9 protein-coding genes, 1 pseudogene and 1 riboswitch are annotated in these 19664 nt (G+C 50.0%); of the genes and pseudogenes, 7 read left to right on the top strand and 3 right to left on the bottom strand.

Annotated features, from left to right (window positions below):
• Positions 1-36: 36 nt before the first annotated feature.
• The 3 genes from V7126_RS22535 to V7126_RS22530 form a co-directional block, all read right to left on the bottom strand.
• A complete protein-coding gene (locus V7126_RS22535) occupies positions 37-1497 on the bottom strand; it encodes a methyl-accepting chemotaxis protein (RefSeq protein ID WP_396335472.1) in 1461 nt (486 codons plus the stop codon).
• A 12-nt stretch (positions 1498-1509) separates the two neighbouring features.
• Positions 1510-1737, bottom strand: coding sequence for a hypothetical protein (locus tag V7126_RS24165; protein ID WP_396335471.1), 228 nt, complete (start codon positions 1735-1737; stop codon positions 1510-1512).
• Positions 1738-1864: 127 nt separating this feature from the next.
• Positions 1865-2629, bottom strand: coding sequence for an LXG domain-containing protein (locus V7126_RS22530; protein ID WP_046132366.1), 765 nt, complete (start codon positions 2627-2629; stop codon positions 1865-1867).
• Positions 2630-3023: 394 nt separating this feature from the next.
• Between V7126_RS22530 and V7126_RS22525 the strand changes: the two genes are divergently transcribed.
• The 7 genes and pseudogenes from V7126_RS22525 to V7126_RS22495 all read left to right on the top strand — a co-directional run.
• The gene (locus V7126_RS22525; RefSeq protein WP_046132365.1) at positions 3024-5084 is read left to right on the top strand and encodes a hydantoinase/oxoprolinase family protein; all 2061 of its coding nucleotides are present in this window, start codon (positions 3024-3026) and stop codon (positions 5082-5084) included.
• Positions 5084-7085, top strand: a pseudogene (locus V7126_RS22520) (hydantoinase B/oxoprolinase family protein). The gene V7126_RS22525 and the pseudogene V7126_RS22520 overlap by 1 nt, the downstream one beginning before the upstream one ends.
• The gene (locus V7126_RS22515; protein ID WP_046132363.1) at positions 7082-8161 is read left to right on the top strand and encodes an ABC transporter substrate-binding protein; all 1080 of its coding nucleotides are present in this window, start codon (positions 7082-7084) and stop codon (positions 8159-8161) included. The pseudogene V7126_RS22520 and the gene V7126_RS22515 overlap by 4 nt, the downstream one beginning before the upstream one ends.
• A 9-nt stretch (positions 8162-8170) precedes the next feature.
• Positions 8171-9292, top strand: coding sequence for an ABC transporter ATP-binding protein (locus tag V7126_RS22510; RefSeq protein WP_335499343.1), 1122 nt, complete (start codon positions 8171-8173; stop codon positions 9290-9292).
• Positions 9282-10148: an ABC transporter permease gene (locus tag V7126_RS22505; protein WP_082094158.1), complete on the top strand. Its 867-nt coding sequence runs from the start codon at positions 9282-9284 to the stop codon at positions 10146-10148. Before V7126_RS22510 ends, V7126_RS22505 begins: the two co-directional genes overlap by 11 nt.
• On the top strand, positions 10141-10956 hold the full coding sequence (locus V7126_RS22500) for an ABC transporter permease (RefSeq protein ID WP_046132361.1): 816 nt from the start codon (positions 10141-10143) through the stop codon (positions 10954-10956). Before V7126_RS22505 ends, V7126_RS22500 begins: the two co-directional genes overlap by 8 nt.
• A 670-nt stretch (positions 10957-11626) precedes the next feature.
• A riboswitch (cyclic di-GMP riboswitch) is annotated at positions 11627-11713 on the top strand.
• Positions 11714-11891: 178 nt separating this feature from the next.
• Positions 11892-19664: amino acid adenylation domain-containing protein (locus tag V7126_RS22495; protein ID WP_335499334.1), on the top strand; the 7773-nt coding region annotated here is incomplete at its 3' end.

Raw genomic sequence — 19664 nt, 5'->3', positions numbered from 1 at the left:
ACTTTTGGGGGTCACTTCATGACCGGCAGCTTCGGTTTATTTCATCTTCACTTCTCCGATAAGGCGGTGCAGATCATCGGCCAATTTTGCAAGCTCGTTTGCAGAGGCTGTCACCTCTTCCATCGCGGCAAATTGTTCTTCCGTAAGACCTGCGACTTGCCGGGAATGTTCGGAGGTTTCCCTGACTTCTTTTGAAATATCGGCAAACGACGACATAATGCCCTGGATGTTTCCGGATATGTGCTGTGCGGAAGATGACAGCTCATCGATTCTGCTGCTGAACTCCTCCATTATGCCGACAATCTCTTCAAATGTCTTTTTGTTTCTTTCGATCATTTTCACGCCGTTAACCGCTTCCTCTTTTACTCCTTGTATCGAATCGGTTGTGCTCACAATTTCCGACTGAATTCCTGATATAAGATGGGAAATTTGGCTTGCCGAGTGCTGGGACTCTTCTGCAAGCTTTCGGACTTCATCGGCCACGACTGCAAATCCTTTTCCGTGTTCCCCTGCTCTTGCTGCTTCGATTGAGGCATTTAAAGCGAGCAGGTTGGTTTGATCAGCGATTTGGGTAATCGCGTTGGAAATGCTGCCGATTTCATTTGACCTGGTGTTCAGCAGTTCAATAATTTCACCGCTCTCATGGACGGATTGATGCATCGTGTGGATTTGCTGCATCGTTTCAGAAATGTCCTTTCCTCCCTGCCGCGCCTTATCTTTCGCGTATTGACTTTTTTCCGAGAGCACCCGTGCGTTTTCGGAAATTTTTTGAATGTCTCCCGACACTTCCTCGATCGCCTGCTCGCTGCTGAGGATTCCGGAAGTCTGCATTTCAGACGAACTTGCGACTTGCTGAATGGCTTCCGTGATTTTTTCTGAAGCCTTGCTCGTTTCCTCAGCGCCACACGTCAGCTGATCGGATGCTGCCGCCACCTTGTGCGATGATTGTGAAAAGTTCTTCATCAAATGATTTAAATTGGTGTTCATTTGATTAAAATGGTTTGATAAATCACCGAGTTCGTCGGTTGAAAGGTCTTCGAGTTCGGACGTTAAATCGCCTTGGCCTGCCTGTTCAAATGCGTGCGTCAGCTTTTTAAGCCGTCTGTTGATCCTTTTGGTAAACAGGATGACAAGCAGAATGGAGATCGCGACTGAAATGCCGAGGGCTATAGCGAAAATCCCCAAAAAGGATTGAAGAGTGCTTGTGATCAGCTCCTGGCTGGCTCCTGTATAGAAGATGCCGATGATGTGCCCCTCCCGGTCCTTGATCGGCATATAAGCGGTTTGAAACAGTTTTCCTGCGACTTCAGCCTTTCCGTAATAATTTTTTCCTTCTTTCAGAACGACGTCTGCAACCTCTGCCGACACTTGGGTTCCGACAGCCCGTTTTCCGTCTTTCATCACATTTGTAGAGACGCGTGTATCGTTTTGGAAGATGGTGACCGTATCTTCGGTGTCTTTTCCGATTTTGTCAACGATCTCTTCATTGCCGTTGATAAGGGTTGCGCCTTAGTAAAGCTTGTCTCCTTTTATTTCCCAATCACCTTGAAGCGTTTCGTTCAAATAACGGTAACTGAGATTTAAATCGCTTCTGGCTTTTTCCGTTGCCATCTTCTCCAGATTTTTCGAAAGATCCGCTACGATAAAAATCCCCAGCACAGCCGAGAATATAAGGATGACGGTGAGAACGAGAAGATTGATTTTTGTCCCCAATTTCACCTTAAGCCGTTTTTCCATAAATATCAATCCTCCCTGAATTTCCGGTGTATTTAACATATCGGATATAACGGCCCGGTTTGACAGAGGGTAACAAGAAAAAAACTCCGCTGATCTGCGGAGCTGTAATATGGAGCGTATGAATGTTTTATCCCGTTGTCCCATTAGCGGGCTCTTCATGTATGTTTGCCGTCGTCCGGGCCTTTGCCTCGTCTTTTTTTATTTTGATATAGTTTTCGGCCCGTTTATGGATGTCTTTTTTCAGTCGATAGGCTTCCGTTTCCTGATAAGCCTTTGGGTTGTAGAGGATGGGTGCTGCGCTTTTTCCTTTGCCGGTTGCGCCGATTAATGCGGCGTGGTCTTTTTTGATCAGCTGCTGTGCGATCTCGGATGCTTCGTATTCCTTCATGAGAAGCCGGTCAAGATCATGGACCGCTTGAATTGTATCTGTAAGCACCTTGTGAGCAGCGTGTATATGCTGTTCGAACTCAGACGCCGAAAAGGTATGCAAGGTAATTAAATCATCGATTTTCTCTAAAATGCCTGTAAGCTCTTTTTTCTGTTCCGACACCATCGTTTTGGAATTCGTGCAGGCAAGAATGAGCTGGTTCTCAAGAAATTCCATGTCGACAAATGTCCCGGAGGAAAGCCTGGCATCCGCCATGGCACCTGATACGCCATTCAAAAACTGGATCTGCATGTCGACCAGATCGAGCCAGTCGTCGACGATCCCGGCTTGGCCGCTGTAAAACGCTTTGATGTTGTCCGCGCCTTTTCCTTGAAATTCGTCATCCAAATCTGCAACACCTTGAAAAGCGTGTTTCAAGCTGACAAGTCCTTCTCTAAAACTTTTGTACTCTTCCAGCCGCTTCTTCATAGCCGCTAATAGAGAATTTGCTTCATAGACTTTCATGCTTCATGCCCTTTCTCAATCCTTTTGTGATGAGTTTACCACTTTGCATCACGCAGATGGTGAATAAATCCTGAATTTTTATGGAAATGAATCCTTTAGATTACTTATTTTCGGTTCTATTGTCCTGATATTTGACCCGGGAAGTCGTTATGCCTAGTTATTTTGAAGTCCAATGACGCTCAGGGAAAGAAGTTTTTCATTCGGTAAAAATGTGAAATACTGTGAACAACACGATTAGAATTAGGTTCTTATGCTATCTTAAAAGAAAAAAGACTTGGAAAAATGAAAAAAAGGAATTTGACTACTTTCCTTCACTTTATTAATATTATAGTCACATATTTTAGAAATTGAGGGATTTTTGTCGAAAATTGTCTAGTAAAGGGAGGATACGGCTTTGAATGAAGATGGATACCGCCTTGGAATCGATATTGGAGGAACTTTTACCGATCTTTCTTTGTTAAATCCCCAGGATGGGAGCCTGACCGCGGTCAAGACGCCGACAGTCCCCGACGACCCGGCCAGGGGCATCCTAAATGGTTTAGCCCTTTTAAAGGAGAAGAAGATTCATCCCTCACAGATTCATTATTTTGTCCATGGCATGACGATAGGCTTGAATACGCTGCTGCAGCGAAAAGGGGCGCGCATCGCTTTGTTTGTGACCGAGGGATTTCGCGATATTCTCTCACTTCAGCGCCTGCGTCTTCCGATTCCGTACGATTTCAGGTCGCGCATGCCGGAGCCGCTCATTCCCCGCAAATACGTATTTCCAATTAAAGAAAGAATGCTTCACGACGGATCAGAAAAAATTCCGCTCCATTTGGAAGAGGTTGATCATGCGGTCGAAAAAGCTTTGGCAGAAGGCTTGGAAGGCATCGTTGTATCATTTTTGCACAGCTACCGCAATCCTTTGCACGAACATCAGGCAGCTGAGCGAATCAAACTGAAAGCTCCTGAGCTTGAAGTGGTCACGTCATCTGAATTGTGGCCGCAAATGAGAGAGTATGAGCGAACGGTTATGGCTGTCGCAAATTTATACATAAAGCCCAATGTACGACACTACTTTGACACGCTGAACGAGAGACTCGCCTCGGCTGAAATTCCGGCGGCCCCATTTATCACCCAGTCGAACGGCGGATTAATGGACATTGAAACGGCTGCAAAAGCGCCTGTCAAAACCCTGTTTTCCGGGCCGGCCGCAGGGGTCATCGGAGCGATCCGTGCTGCGGAATCAGCTTGCACGCGAAATGTGATCACCTTTGATGTCGGAGGAACAAGCGCCGATATTTCGATCGTTGAAGAAGGAAAAGCGGCGTTGACGCAGTCGAACCAGATTTCGGGCTTTCCCGTCACCATCCCGTCTGTTGCGATGTATTCGATTGGAGCGGGCGGCGGTTCCTTTGCCTGGATTGATAAAGGGGGCCTCCTGAAGGTCGGGCCGGAATCGGTCGGCTCAGATCCGGGACCGGCCTGCTATGGAAAGGGAAAAAAGGCCGCGCTTACAGATGCATTTCTCGTTTGCGACTATTTGAATCCCGGCCGGTTTGCTTCGGGAAACATGAAGCTTTACCGCGAAAAATCAGAAGAGGCGCTCCTGCCGATCGCAAATTATTTGGACACTGATGTGCGCGGGGCTGCTGACCAAATGATTCAGGTGGCTGTAGCCAATATGTACACAGAATTAAGCAGCGTGATGGAGCAGCGGGGGTTTGATCCCCGGGAATTCACCCTGCTGGCGTTTGGGGGAGCAGGACCTGTGACGGCGAATTTTCTCGCAGAGGAAATTCAGGCAAAGAACGTGCTGATTCCTCCGAGTCCGGGAACGCTTTCCGCCTTAGGGGCATTGACCGCAGATTTTGTCTATGATGCCGTCTTTTCAAGACAGGTGCTGCTTGAAGAAGTGACGATGACCGAATTAAAAGAGGAGTTTGCAAAGCTTTCGAAGCAAGCCGAAAAATGGCTTGATGAACAGCGTGTGAAGACGCTCGCAGGCGCCTCTCTTTTGTTCCTGCTAGACGCCCGTTATAAGGGACAGGCATATGAGATCGAACTGCCGGTTTCGCCGGAATGGCTCGAAGCAAGCAGCGCCGGGGAAATCGCGGAATCCTTCCATTTGCTCCATGACCGCCAATACGGACACAGCGACGAAAATACAAGCATCGAACTGATGAATATGCGCGTCAGGATCATAGGAAGGACGCCGAAGCCGCCGATGAAAAAAATCAGCCGGCCTGCCGGCTCGCATGTGCAAGCTTCAGGCCGAAAAACGATCGTGATAAAAGGGAGAACGCATCTGGCGGATGTTTTTGACCGCCGCAGCCTGCAGTGCGGACATAAGGTCGACGGCCCCGCCGTTATTGAGCAGGATGACACAACGACGCTGATTCTGCCAAATTGGCAAGGCACTGCAGATCAGGCGGGCAACCTGATCATCGAACGGAAGGAGAGCGGACGGTAATGCGTACAGATCCTGCACGGCTGGAAATGATGAGAAGCTATTTTAACGCTATCGCTTCTGGAATGGGCCATGTCATCGAGCGGACCTCGTTTACGACGTTTGTGAAGGAATCTGCTGATTTTGCGACCGCATTGGCAACCCCTGAAGGAGAATTTTTCGTTTATCCGAAGACGGTTGGCGTGACGATTTTTTTAGGGCTGTCGCTAAAGTTGACAATTGAAGAAAGCGGCCCGTTTGAACCCGGTGACATCGTCATCACGAACGACCCTTACTCAACCGACGGGTTGGCGACTCACCTGCCTGATATTCACGTTTTTAAACCGATTTTTATCGACGGGGAGATCATCAGCTATGCATGGGCTTTCGTCCATTGCAGCGATGTGGGGGGAATGGTGCCGGCCAGCATTTCGCCAACGGCGACGGACATCCATCAGGAAGGGCTGAGAATACCCCCTGTGAAGGTTTACAAAGCGGGCCGGGAAAATCGTGAAATATTGCGAATACTCCGGGCCAACAGCAGGGTTCCAGATTTAAATGAAGGAGACATCAATGCGATGATTGCGGCAGTCAATACAGGCGAAAGCCGCTTGAAGGCGATGATCGGGAAGTTTGGAAAAGCAGCCGTCCGGCAGGGAATGGACGACCTGCTCGAACAGGCGTCGATGAGAGCCGCTCAAGTTATCGGCCGCATTCCGGACGGAACGTACAGTTTTTCGGATTATCTTGATGATGACATGATCTCTGACGTACCGATACGGCTTGCCGTTTCGGCAAAAGTCGCCGCCGGAAGGATCACACTTGATTTTTCGGACTGCGATCCGCAGGTACAGACGGCTTTTAACCTCGTTACAAATGGATCAAAACATTCATTTTTATTCCAAGGTCTGATTAATTTTATCATCAGTGAAGATCCGTTTATTCCGGTTAACGGCGGGCTTACGAGGCCGATTGAAGTAATTGCGCCGAAAGGAACGCTCGTTCATCCGGAATATCCGGCGGCGGTCGGCATACGCCATTCGATCACCATGAGGCTGTATAATGCCGTGCTTGGCGCGCTTGCCAAAGCGCTTCCTGAAGCCGTTCCCGCAGCGGGCGCCGGACAGTCGGCGATCGTCGTTTTGTCTGTTCCCGACGAATCTTCGGGCGGCAGGAAGATGGCGGTGGTCGAGCCGATGGGCGGCGGAGGAGGCGGACAGCATGATATGGACGGTGCGGACGGAATCGATCATGCATCCGGATTTTTAAAAAACACGCCGATCGAAAGCCTTGAACAGCATATTGATATTTATGTTCACCGTTATGAGCTTATCAAGGACACCGCCGGAGCGGGCCTGCACCGCGGCGGCCACGCGATCGGTCTCGATTTTGAAGCGGCGGCGCCGGAGTCGATTGTTACCGCAAGGGGAATGGAGCGCCTGCGTTTTCAGCCTTGGGGCCTTGCCGGCGGAAGGGCGGGGGCGCTGGGACGTGTCCGTCTTCATCCGGATCTGCCGCACGAAAAATCGATGCCGAAGATCGATGTTTTGAAGCTGGAGCAAGGAGACATCGTCAGCCTTCATTCTCCCGGCGGCGGGGGATGGGGCGATCCGTTCAGCAGGGATGCCGACCTCGTTCTGAAAGAAGTTGAAGAAGAGCTGCTGAGCGAGGAAGCCGCTCTGCAAGAATACGGCGTCATGCTGGAGAGGCATGATGACGGAAGCCTCAGCGTTGATCGCGAAAAAACGGATCAAATCAGAAAAGAAAAAGCCGCCAAAGCCAGAAAGCCTTGGGACTTTGGGAAGGCGAGAGAGGAATATGAACGCCGCTGGACTGAAGAAGCCAGCTCCGCCCTCGCCAGATTGCTGCGAAAGCTTCCGGCAAATCAAAGATCGCATGTTAAACATCTCGTGCACGATTATGTTTCAAAAGAAGACTGTGGCCCGATCAGTAAAGAGGCTGTCAGAGCCGTCTTTGAGAAACTGACCAGGCAAAAATAATGCGAAAATGGAGAGGAAACAATGAAAAGAAAAATATCTGCTTTGTTTATTCTGTCTCTTATCAGTATGCTTCTTCTTTCGGCATGCGGGGGCGGCGGCCAGGGCGGCAAAAAGTCCGATACCGTTGTGATCGGTGTGTATGGCGGCGATTGGGAAAAACATATCAAGCCGAGCATCGAATCGTTTGAAAAAGATACCGGTCTGAAAGTTAAAGTCGTCTCTGGGACGGACTCTGAGTGGTTTACAAAGGTCAAAGCGTCCAATGGGAAGAATCCGCCGTACGACCTTTTGATTTTGCAGCCGGATACGATTCAAAGAGCTCAAACGGCAGGACTGTTGCAGCCGATCGATGAAAAGAAGGTTCCAAATGTAAAGGATTTGTATCACACCGTTCAAAAACGATTCACTGAAGGAGGCGAGCAGTATGCAGCCGGCTTCAGCATGGGGCAGCTTGGGATCGCCTACCGCAAAGATCTCGTTCCCCAGGAGCCGAAGCGGTGGACGGATCTTTGGAACTCCAGCTACAGGGGGCATGTCGCCATCTCTTCTCCGACATATTCGGCCGGGCTTCAGTTCTTTGCCGGGTTAATTAATGCGCAAGGCGGCTTGGAATCCAATAAAAAAGACGTAGATAAAGCGTTTAACAGTTTAGCGGATTTGAAGAAAAATGTGACGGCATTTCCCGATAACCCGGGATCGATTCAGACGCTTCTCGAGCGCGGCGATGCATGGGTTGTGCCGTTTTGGGACGGGCGGGCTTTTTCACTTGAGGATTCCGGTTTAGACCTTGGATTTGCCTATCCTGAGGAAGGTGCGGTCGCAGCCCTTGCCAGCTGGGCTGTGATGAAAGGGAGCCCTAATCAAGAGAATGCGTACAAGCTGTTAAACCATTTGATCAGTCCGAATGTCCAAAGTGATTTTTCTGACAGGACATTTTACGGCATGACCAATAAAAAAGTGAAATACAGCGACAAGCTGAAAGGCAAAGTCAAAGTCGGCGAAGATTATTACAAAAATCTAAAATGGGTCGACTATGAAACAGCAGCGGCGGAATTAAGCAATTGGACAAATCGCTGGAATCAAGTACTTGGCGGGAAATAGGTGACAATCATGAGCGCGATTCAGATACAGCATGTCAGCCGGCATTTCGGGAACAACATCGCATTGCAAGACGTACAGCTTGAAGTCAGGGAAGGGGAGTTTTTCTCTCTCCTTGGCCCGAGCGGCTGCGGAAAGTCCACTCTCCTTAATATTATAGCCGGATTTCTGAAACCGACCTCCGGACTTATTTCTATAGGGGGACAGGACGTAACTGATTTGCCGCCTTATCATCGAAACTGCGGAATGGTTTTTCAAGATTATGCATTATTTCCGCATTTGAATGTGTTTGAAAATGTCGCATACGGTTTAAAGGTTCAAAAGGTGCCGCGCCGGAGGCTTAAAGAGAGGGTGATGGAAAGCCTTTCTTTGGTGAGGCTCGAACAGTATGCAAAACGGATGCCGCACCAGCTTAGCGGAGGTCAGCGCCAACGGGTGGCGATCGCCCGCGCTTTGGCGGTTCAGCCTTCTGTTTTGCTGCTTGATGAGCCGTTAAGCAATCTGGATGCAAAGCTTCGAAAAGACATGCAGTTTGAACTGCGACGCATTCAAAAACGCGTCGGCATCACAACGATTCTGGTGACACACGATCAAGAGGAGGCTTTAAGCCTGTCTGACAGAGTCGGGATTCTCGGCGATGGAAAACTTCAGCAGCTTGGAACCCCTCTTGACGTATACCGTACACCGGCCAACCGGTTTGTCGCAGAATTCATCGGACAGGTCAATCTTATTGAAGCACGGGCTGAGGATACGGGGGAGCCGACGGGCGGGTATCGTTATGGGGCTTCAGGCTTTGAAGTGCGGGAAGGTGTTCCGCTTTTGTTTGAGGTCGGCCGGAGTGTTGTAAAGAAGCCCTATTCCTCCGTATTATTTATGCTGCGCCCCGAGCGGATTTCGGTTTCCCTTGATAAGCCGGAAGCCCGGGTGAATGTGCAGCATGTGATACTGACTGATGTCAGCTATATCGGAAACGCCCTTCGGCTGAAGGCGGCTTTTGCAAAGGGAGAGCTGGTCATTGAGGCCCCGGATCCGCAGTTTCCTGAGCTGCCGAAGCCGGGGGACAGGGTTAATATTTCGTGGAAGCCGGAAGACCTCGTGCCTCTTGAAATAAAGGGTGATGAAAATGGCGGCTGACCATCAGAAGCGGTTTCATTGGTTTTTGCTGCTTCCGGCTCTTTTGTTTCTCGGTGTGTTTCTCGTATTTCCGTTTATTCTTTTGCTGATCTTAAGCTTCAGGGACGTCGACGCGATGATGAATACGCTGGAAACGTACAGCTTTTCACAATATATTGAGGTGTTTACATCAGACGTCTACCTGAAGACGATCGGCACTACGCTTTGGACGGCATTAAAAACAACCGTCCTGTGCCTTTTGATGGCGTATCCGGCGGCTTATTTGCTCGTTCACGCGCCAAACCGCAAATGGCGTGCATTATTTTATATTTTGCTCGTTTCGCCTCTGTTGACCAGCGTCGTCATCCGGACGTTTTCGTGGATTGTGCTTCTTTCGCAAAACGGGCTTGTCAATGAGACGCTGATCAGCATGAATATGATCGAAAAGCCGCTCCCGCTGTTGTGGAATATGAACGCGGTCATCATTGCATACGTTCAGGTGATGCTGCCGTTTGCCGTTTTGCCGATCGCGACTTCTTTGAGCGATATCAGTCCGAATGTGAAGCATGCTTCAATGAGTCTCGGCGCGGGAAGGCTGCGGACATTTTTTTGCATTACGCTGCCGCTCTCGCTTCCCGGTATGATCACCGGGGCGGTCATCGTGTTTTCTCTTGCCGCCGGCAGCTATATTACGCCTCTATTGGTTGGAGGACGAATGCAGCCCCTGCTGCCGCTCTCGATCTACCAGCAGGTGCTGCAAGTGTTTAATTTGCCGCTTGCTGCTGCCATGTCCTTTACTTTATTGGCCGCTGTATGTTTGATCGTCGGCCTTCTCGGAATGATTCTCAAGCGCTGGGAGGCGAGAATGAATGGCTAGTCAAAGATTCCGCCGCAAGTCTTCAGGAAAGTGGATTGATATATGCGTGTGGACAGCCGGCCTTGTCGTTTATCTTTTTTTGACGCTGCCTGTATGCGTGATTGTTCTGTCGGCATTCAGTCCGTCAGAGTATCCGACGTTCCCGCCGACGGATTTTTCGCTTCGTTGGTTTGAAGGGATTTTCAGCAGTCCGGAATGGATGGAATCGCTTTGGGTCAGCGGGATTTTGCTCGTGATTGTGACGCCGATGACGGTCATCGTTGGAACCGCTGCATCCTATGCTTTGGCAAGGCTGCGGTTTCCGGGGAAAAACGCCATTCAATCTTTTATACTCTCACCGCTGATGATTCCCCAAATCGTGCTGGGAGTGGCTCTTCTTTATTTATTTACGATGATGGGGATAAACGGAACCATGACGGGGCTGGTGATCGGGCATATGCTGATCAGTCTCCCGTACGTCGTACGGACGGTCGGCGTCAGCGTATCGAATTTAGATCCGAAGCTTGAGCTTGCGTCAATGAACCTCGGAGCAGGTCCTGTTCAAACCTTTTTTAGGGTGACTCTGCCCCTGATCAAACCGGGAATGGTAGCAGGCGCCGTATTTTCCGCCGTGACGTCGTTTGGAGAGATTTCTATCAGTCTGTTCGTCTCTTCTCCGGCAGTCACATCCGTTCCGGTCAGGACGTTCAGCTATATTGAACAGACATTTGATCCGAGCGTCAATGCGATTTCCGTCATCTTCATTGCGGTCTCTGTGATCGCGCTCATCATCATCGAGCGGACGATCGGGCTGTCAAAGACGATGTAAGTTGCGCACTGCCGCTCTTATGGCAAGCAGGTTTTTTCCGCCTGCTTGCTTTTTTTTGCGTCAAAAAGAATGAAGCCGCCAAGCGGGACAACATCGCTGCGATACAGGCGTTTCGAAGAGAATGGCATGTGCCCGGTGACAAAGGGACAGCCGCAGTACCTGTTCAAAAGACCCCGGCCGCCCTGGTTCAAATGTTGAGCCCTGCGCCCCTGAGCCGGGCCGGTCTTTTTATGCCGCAATGAAAAAGGCTGATTGCTTGTCGGAGAATCAGCACAAGGCTTGCACCGGTTTTTGCGGTCTATCTTCAAAAAAACGACAGACAGAAAAAATATATCAATATCATTTTATTTTCGGTAAATTTGTAAAGTTCATTAAAACGCAGTGTAATCCGGCTTAATGATTTTTTAAGATAAGATTTTCCTAAAATATATTACCATCATAATACCTATCGAATGTTCATAAACTCTTTACTTCCTGATTGAAAATTGCGGTTTTAAGCGATATTTTTTCGTTTTACCGCATTATTTTTTTGAAATTTCGGAATCGCGCATCAATCCATCCGCCTAGTTTTCGGTATCGCGCATGAATCTTTTCACCTATTTTTCGGTGAAAAAAACAATATTTTCATTTAAAGTGAACTGTGAGCAGAAAATGAATTTATTTCAGTAAAAACAGATAAAGGCAAACCTGCGGAAACGCAGGGACGCAAAGCCATGGCCTAAGGCGCGGACGGCGCTACGGTTGACAGGTTGCCGAATAAACAGGGAGTCCACCCGTTTTTTATTCGGGGGACTATTTCATTTTATTGGAAATATAACATTTTAATGGATATGGCGAATCTGTGGAAGCTTTTTTCACTCACCGGCACACCGCAATGTGGGTTGCGGTGCCATTAAGCCGTGATACATAAAACGCATGAAGGAGGAACATAAGAAATGGACAACACGGTGTATTACCCGCTGACACATGCTCAAAAACGAATTTGGTATACAGAGACGTTTTATCCCGGTACAAGCGTGTCGAATTTAAGCGGCTTTGGAAAGCTGAAATCGGAATCGGGAATAGATCCAGGCTTATTGACCGAAGCCATCCGGCAATTCGTCCGCACGAATGAAACGATGCGCTTCAGGCTGAAGCTGGCTGAAGGAGGCGAACCGAAGCAGTATATAGCCGAATATGAACCTTTTGATATCGAATACATTGATGCTGAAGAATACGGCGGTGTGGACGAGGTTTTGAGATGGGGACAAGCTGAAGCGCAGCGGCCTATACCGCTGTATGAAAGCCGGTTGTTTACGTTTGCCGTCGTCCGCATCAGTCCGGAAGAAAGCTGGTTTTTTACAAAAGTTCATCACGCCGTTGCAGACGGCATTTCTATGACGCTCCTGGGAAACCGCATCACAGACATCTACTTGAAACTGGAGAAAGGGGAACAAGACTTCGAAGCCGTTCAGGCATCATTTACGGAGCACATTCAGAGTGAACTAGAATATGAACGGTCCAAACGGTTCGAAAAAGATAGGGCGTATTGGAACGCTCAATATGAATCGATTCCTGAACCCGTATCTCTGAAGCAAAGCGATTCTTACCAAATCCGTCTTGAGGCGGTTCGACTTTCGAAAGAGATTTCTCCTTCCCTGCATAAAAAAATTCAAACGTATTGTAAAGAAAACAACATAAGCGTACTCTCCTTGTTCCTGTCAATCTTACACATTTATATGCACAGGGTAACCGGCCAAAACGATATTGTGCTCGGCACCTTTATGGGAAACCGGACAAATGCAAAAGAAAAGCGGATGCTTGGGATGTTCGTTTCGACAATTCCGATGAAAGCGCACATTGATGCGCACCAGGACTTTACTGCATTTGTGCAGGAAAGGATGAAAGAACAGCTCAAAGTCATCAGGCATCAAAAATATCCGTACAATCTGCTGATCAATGATCTGCGGGAAAGAGAGCCGAATATCAACAGGCTGTTCGCCGTATCGCTTGAGTATCAGGTCATGCAATGGCAGCAAAAAGAAACGGTTTCGTTTTTGACCGAGCCGATTTTCAGCGGAAGCGAAATGAATGATATTTCCATTCATGTGAAAGAAAGATGGGATACGGGAACGCTTGCGATCGACTTTGACTACAGAAGCGAATTGTTCAGCAGCCGTGAAATGTCCGCTTTGTACGAGCGGCTCATGACGTTATTGGAGGATGCTTTGACTTCGCCGCATAAACGAATCAACGACCTTGCCGTGGTTTCGAATGAAGAAAAAGAAATGCTTCTGCAGCGGTCATCCGCTTCTCTTTTGAAAAACGAAAAAGAGATGACGCTGCACGGTTTGTTTGAACAAAAAGCGGCCGAGATTCCCGATAAAACAGCGGTGTTCTATGAAGGGAGACACCTCTCATACCGGGAGTTAAACGAGCAGGCAAACCGCTTGGCAAAGGCGCTTCGCAAAAGGGGAATCGGTCCGGATACGCCGGCCGCCGTGTTGATGGAGCGGTCTGAACAGACGCTGACAGCCATTTTGGGCATCCTCAAAGCAGGGGGCGCTTATGTGCCGATCGATCCCGGTTTTCCGGAAGAAAGAATTCATTTTATGCTCAAGGATTCAAATGCCAAGGTGGTCATTACCGACGGCGAATTTCACGCTGAGACAGCTGAAACGCTGCTGTTTGCCGAAGCGGTCGCCGAAACGGAAGAGGCCGGGAATCTGCCTTCTTCGGCAGGGGCGGAGCATCTCGCATACATCATTTATACGTCCGGTACAACCGGCCGCCCGAAAGGGGTCATGATTGAGCACAGGCAGGTTCACCACCTTGTCAGGGGGCTTCAGCAGGCAGTCGATACGTTGAAGGAGGATGACTTGAAGATGGCGCTTTTGGCTCCGTTCCATTTCGATGCTTCGGTTCAGCAGATTTTCTCGTCCCTTATACTGGGTAAGTCATTGTACATCGTTCCGAAAAAGACCGTTTCCGACGGCCGCGCGTTGGCCGCTTATTACCGCCGCCATCACATTGATATTACAGACTGTACACCGTCTCATTTGCAGCTTTTGCTTGCGGCGGATGATCTGCATGGAATCAAGCTGAAACATATCCTCACAGGCGGAGAAGCGCTGTCGTGGAGCACGGTCGATAAGCTGCTTCAATTGTTTTCGAAAACGGCCGAATCAAGGCCGCTCATCACGAATGTCTACGGACCGACGGAAACGTGTGTCGATGCTTCGGCGTTTACGATTCCAAATGACGGACACGTCCGTTATAACACCGCCTATGTCCCAATTGGCAAGCCGATCGGCAACAACCGCTTTTACATTTTGGATGAAAACGGGGCGCTTTTGCCGGATGGTGCCGAAGGCGAATTGTACATAGCAGGCGCCGGAGCCGGCCGCGGATATTTGAAACTTCCGGAGCTGACCGCGGAAAGATTTTCGGCTGATCCGTTTGTTCCGGGAGGCATCATGTATCGAACGGGCGATGCGGTGAAATGGCTTCCCGACGGCACGGTAGAATTTGTCGGTCGGAAAGATGATCAGGTGAAAATTCGCGGATACCGGATTGAGCTTGGGGAAATCGAGTCGGTTCTGCAAGGGATGGAACATATCGAACAAGCGGTTGTGCTCGCCCGCCCGAGCGCAGGCGGTGATGAGCTTTGCGGATATGTCGTTCCGAAAAAAGGCGGTGCGGTTTCAGCGCCGGCATTAAGGGAGCACTTGTCCAAACATCTGCCTGATTATATGCTGCCTTCTTATTTTGTCGAGCTTCATGACATGCCGCTGACGCCAAGCGGCAAAGTGGACCGGAAAGCGCTGCTCCGCCACGAAGTGACGGTATCAGGCGTAACCGAATATACCGCGCCGAGAAACGACCGCGAACAAAAAATCGCTGATATTTGGCGGGATGTGCTCGGCGTTGGACAAGTCGGTATTCATGACCAGTTTTTTGAATTGGGAGGACATTCGCTGAAAGCGATGACGATGCTGGCAAAAATCCATAAAGCGTTCAGCGTCGAAGTTCCGCTCAACGTCCTGTTTGCAAAACCGACTGTAGCCGGTCTTAGTGAGTATATTGCTGAAGCTGAGCGGAAAGGGTTTGCCGAAATTAAGCCTGCGGCTGAAAGCGAACATTATCCTTTGTCATTGGCCCAGCAGCGGATCTATATCGTGAGCGAGCTGGAGGATGCCGGAATCGGCTACAATATGCCGGCCGCTGCCATGCTTGAAGGAACGCTTGACCTCCATCGTCTTGAAGAAGCGTTTCAAAAGCTTGTCGACAGGCATGAGGCGCTTCGCACTTCATTTCTATCGGTCAATGGGGAGCCGAGGCAGAAAATTCATCAACAGGTCCGGTTCAAACTTGAGATGATCGAGGGCGGAAGCATGGATGAAGAACGGATGCTGACATCATTCGTCCGCCGCTTTGATCTTGAGAAAGCGCCTTTGATGAGAGTCGGGCTCGTCCGTATTGAAGATACAAGACACATGCTTTTGTTTGATATGCATCACCTGATTTCAGACGGTGTGTCCATCTCGATCATTCTGCATGACCTTGCCAAGTTCTATAACGGCGAACAGCTGCCGGATGTGCGCCTCCATTATAAAGATTATGCTTCTTGGCAAAGGGATGAGGCGGAAGGCGGCTTTCAAAAGGAAGAGGAGTACTGGAAAAACGTCTTTTCCGGCGAACTCCCTGTATTGCAGCTTTTGACGGATGAGCCGAGACCGGCCGTCCAAAGCTTTGAAGGAGACAGGGTGTCAGCCGTACTGCCGAAAGCGGTGAAGGATAAATTGAACGGACTGGCCGAGAAAAACGGTGCGACATTGTATATGGTCATGCTTGCCGCTTACAATGCACTGCTTGCCAAATACACCGGACAGGATGATGTAATCGTCGGGACGCCGACAGCGGGCCGCAGACACTCTGACCTCGAAGGCATCGTCGGAATGTTTGTCAATACGCTGGCGATCCGTTCGAAAGTAGACCGGCAGCACACGTTTACCGAATTGCTTGACGATGTGCGTCAAACGGTGCTTGATGCCTTTGAACACCAGGACTATCCGTTTGAATGGCTTGCCGAAAAGCTGAATGTCCCGCGCGATTTAAGCCGCCATCCGATCTTTGACACGATGTTTATTTTGCAGAATGCAATGGATGACATTCCGCTGATCGGCGACTTGCGTCTGTCAATCCATGAGACGAATGTCAAGATCGCAAAATTTGATCTGACGCTCCAGGCGAAAGAAGAGCGGGAAGGAATCGTCATCGATTTGGATTACAGTACAAAGCTGTTTAGAAAAGGAACGGCTGAACGGATGCTGAAACACTATCTCCATCTGCTTCGGGAAATTACGGCCGACCCGTCCCGGAAGATAGGGGAGTACGGCTTATTGACAGAGGAAGAAACGAATCGGCAGCTCGTCGAATTCAATCCGGGCGCAAGCGATTATCCGAGAGAGAAAACGATCATTCAACAGTTTGAAGAACAGGCGGAAAAAGCGGAAGACCGTCCGGCGCTGCAATTTGAAGGTACTGTCTTCACTTATGGAGAGCTTAACGAGAGAGCGAATCAACTGGCAAGACATCTGCGGGACAACGGGGTGGAAAATGGTACGACAGCCGCTGTTCTTACCGCCAGATCGGCCGAAATGGTCGTCGGCATTCTTGCGGTGCTAAAAGCCGGAGCTGCTTATGTTCCGATTGATCCGGATCATCCGGAGCAGCGGATCAAACACTTTTTCCATGACAGCGGAGCCTCTGTTCTTTTAACGCAAAAGGCGCTGAAGCCGCTGGCCGAGGCAGCGGAATTTACGGGCGGGACCATCATCCTTGATGATGAACATCTTTACCGGGGAGACGCGCGCAACCTGAACGTACCGGTTTCTCCTGAAGCGCTGGCGAACTTGACGTACACATCAGGCACAACGGGAATGCCGAAAGGAAACATGGTCACCCACCGGAACATTTTGCGTACGGTGAAAAATACGAACTATATGGAGATCATGGGTACCGATATCGTACTGTCCATTTCAAATTATGTGTTTGATGCCTTTATGTTTGATGTCTTCGGGTCGCTTTTAAACGGCGCCAAGCTTGTCATCGTTTCCAAGGAGACGATCCTTGACATGGAGCGGCTCGCCGGTGCAATCGAAAAAGAAAACGTCACCGTTTTAATGATTACGACCGCTTTGTTCAATCTCCTGACAGATTTGCGCCCCGGCTGTATGAAGAACCTGCGCAGGGTGCTGTTCGGCGGCGAACGGGCGTCGGTCGACCATGTCAAAAGGGCGCTTAAGGCGGCCGGAAAAGGAAAGCTCCTTCATATGTACGGGCCGTCTGAGAGCACCGTCTTCACGACTTATCATCCGGTCAATGATGTGCCTGAAAATGCGCAGACCGTTCCGATCGGAAAGCCTGTCAGCAATACGGAGGTTTTGATTCTTGACCCGTTCGGAAACATACAGCCGAGAGGCGTTGCCGGAGAACTGTGCGTCGGAGGGGACGGACTTGTCCGCGGTTATTTTAACCGGCCGGATCTGACGGCGGAAAAATTCGTTCCGCATCCGTTTAAAAAGGGCCAAAAGATATATCGCACAGGCGATCTGGCGAGATGGCTGTCCGACGGAAGCATCGAATTTATCGGCCGGATCGACCATCAGGTCAAAATCCGCGGTCAGAGAATCGAGCTCGGCGAAATCGAGCATCATCTGCTGTCGCATGATGCGATTCAGGAAGCCGCCGTTTTGGCGGTCAATGGGGCAGCGGGAGACAAAATGATCTGCGCGTATATCGTTGCCGACCGGGAGCTGTCAAACCGCGAGCTTCGCCAGCACGCAGCCGTTGGTCTGCCGGGCTATATGATTCCGTCGGTGTTTATGCAATTGGAGGAGCTTCCGCTGACAGGCAACGGAAAAGTCGACAGAAGGGCGTTGCCTGAACCTGATGCAGCGCAAATTGCGCAAACGGAATATACAGCGCCGAGAAATCGCGCAGAAGCGCAGCTTGCCGGGCTTTGGCAAGAGGTGCTCAACGTTCCGAAAGTCGGCGTGCACGACAATTTCTTTGAACTCGGCGGCCATTCCTTGCTCGGGATGGCTCTCATCGCCCGCATTCAGCAGGAGATGAATGTCGAACTGCGGCTGAAAGATCTGTTCCAGTCGCCGACGGTTGAAAGCCTGGCGAAAACCGCGGAACAGGCGGGGAAAACCACTTCCGTCCGTATTGAACCCGCTAAAGAACAGGAGGCTTATCCGGTATCATCGGCTCAAAAACGGATCTATGTCCTTCAGCAGCTTGAGGGCGCCGAGAAAAGCTATAACATGCCATCCGTTCTTCGGCTTGAAGGAAAGCTTGATCTGAAACGGCTGGAAGAGGCAGCACGAATGCTCGTCATGCGCCATGAAGCGTTCAGAACATCGTTTCACATCGAGGATGGAGAGCCTGTACAGCGGATACGGAAGGATACCGGCTTTACGGTTAACGTAATCAACGCTGAGGAGCGTGAAGCCGAAAAGCTGATCAAGGAATTCATCAGGCCGTTTGATTTGGCCGAAGCGCCGCTGTTCAGGATGAATCTCATCCGCCTTGCAGAAGAGAAACACCTTTTGTTTGTCGATATGCACCACATCATTTCAGACGGCGCGTCCGTCAGCGTGCTGATCGATGAACTGACAAGGCTCTATGCCGGGGAAACGCTTGAACCGCTTCGCATTCAGTATAAGGATTACACCGTTTGGCAGCGGGCATTTTTGCAGACCGGACGCGACAAAAAGCTTGAAGAATATTGGCTGAGAGAGCTTGGCGGCGAACTGCCGGTTCTCGCGCTGCCGACAGATTATCCGCGTCCGTCCGTTCAAACGTTTGAAGGCGACCGCATCGCCTTTACGATCAATCAGAAGCTTGTCCGGGCTTTGAGAAAGCTTGCTCAAGAAACGGGAACGACTCTGTATATGGTTCTTCTCGCTTCCTACAGCGCGTTTTTGTCGAAGCTCAGCGGACAGAAAGACATTGTGGTCGGTTCTCCGGCAGCGGGAAGATCGCACGGTGATCTGGACAAGATCATCGGGATGTTTGTCAATACGCTTGCGATGAGGACGCATCCGCAAGGAGAAAAAACGTTTGCCGCGTTTTTAAAGGAAGTCAAGGAAACTTCGCTTGGTGCCTATGAGCATCAGGATTATCCGTTTGAAGAACTGGTTGAAAAATTGGAAGTCCGGCGCGATATGAGCCGAAATCCACTGTTCGATGCCGTATTCTCGATGCAAAATGCCGATTTGCGGGCATTGTCAATGGAAGGCGTCACCCTTCGTCCATACGAGTTTGAACACAAAACGGCCAAGTTTGATCTGACGCTGGCCGCAGCTGAAGAAGACGATATTGTCCGGTTTGAAATGGAGTATAATACAGCTCTTTTTAAAGATGAAACGATCAGTCGCTGGAGTAAGTACTGGCTCAATCTGCTCGAAGCGGTTGCTGACAATCCGAATATCCGCCTTTCAGAACTCTCCCTGATCGATGAAACGGAAAAGCGCCGGATCGTCGAAGCGTGGAACGACACGGCGCTTGACGTTCCGTCAGACAAAACGATCCACGAGCTGTTCGAAGCACAGGTCAGCCGCACGCCTGATCACGGGGCTGCGGTATTCAACGGCCGCCGCTGGACGTACCGGGAGCTCAACGCCCGCGCGAACCGCCTGGTCCGCCTGCTTACCGAAAAG

Origin of the sequence: Bacillus sp. JJ675, assembly GCF_036963165.1 — a bacterium.
Lineage (GTDB): Bacteria > Bacillota > Bacilli > Bacillales > Bacillaceae > Bacillus > Bacillus glycinifermentans.
This window is presented reverse-complemented; position numbering and strand designations above follow the sequence as displayed.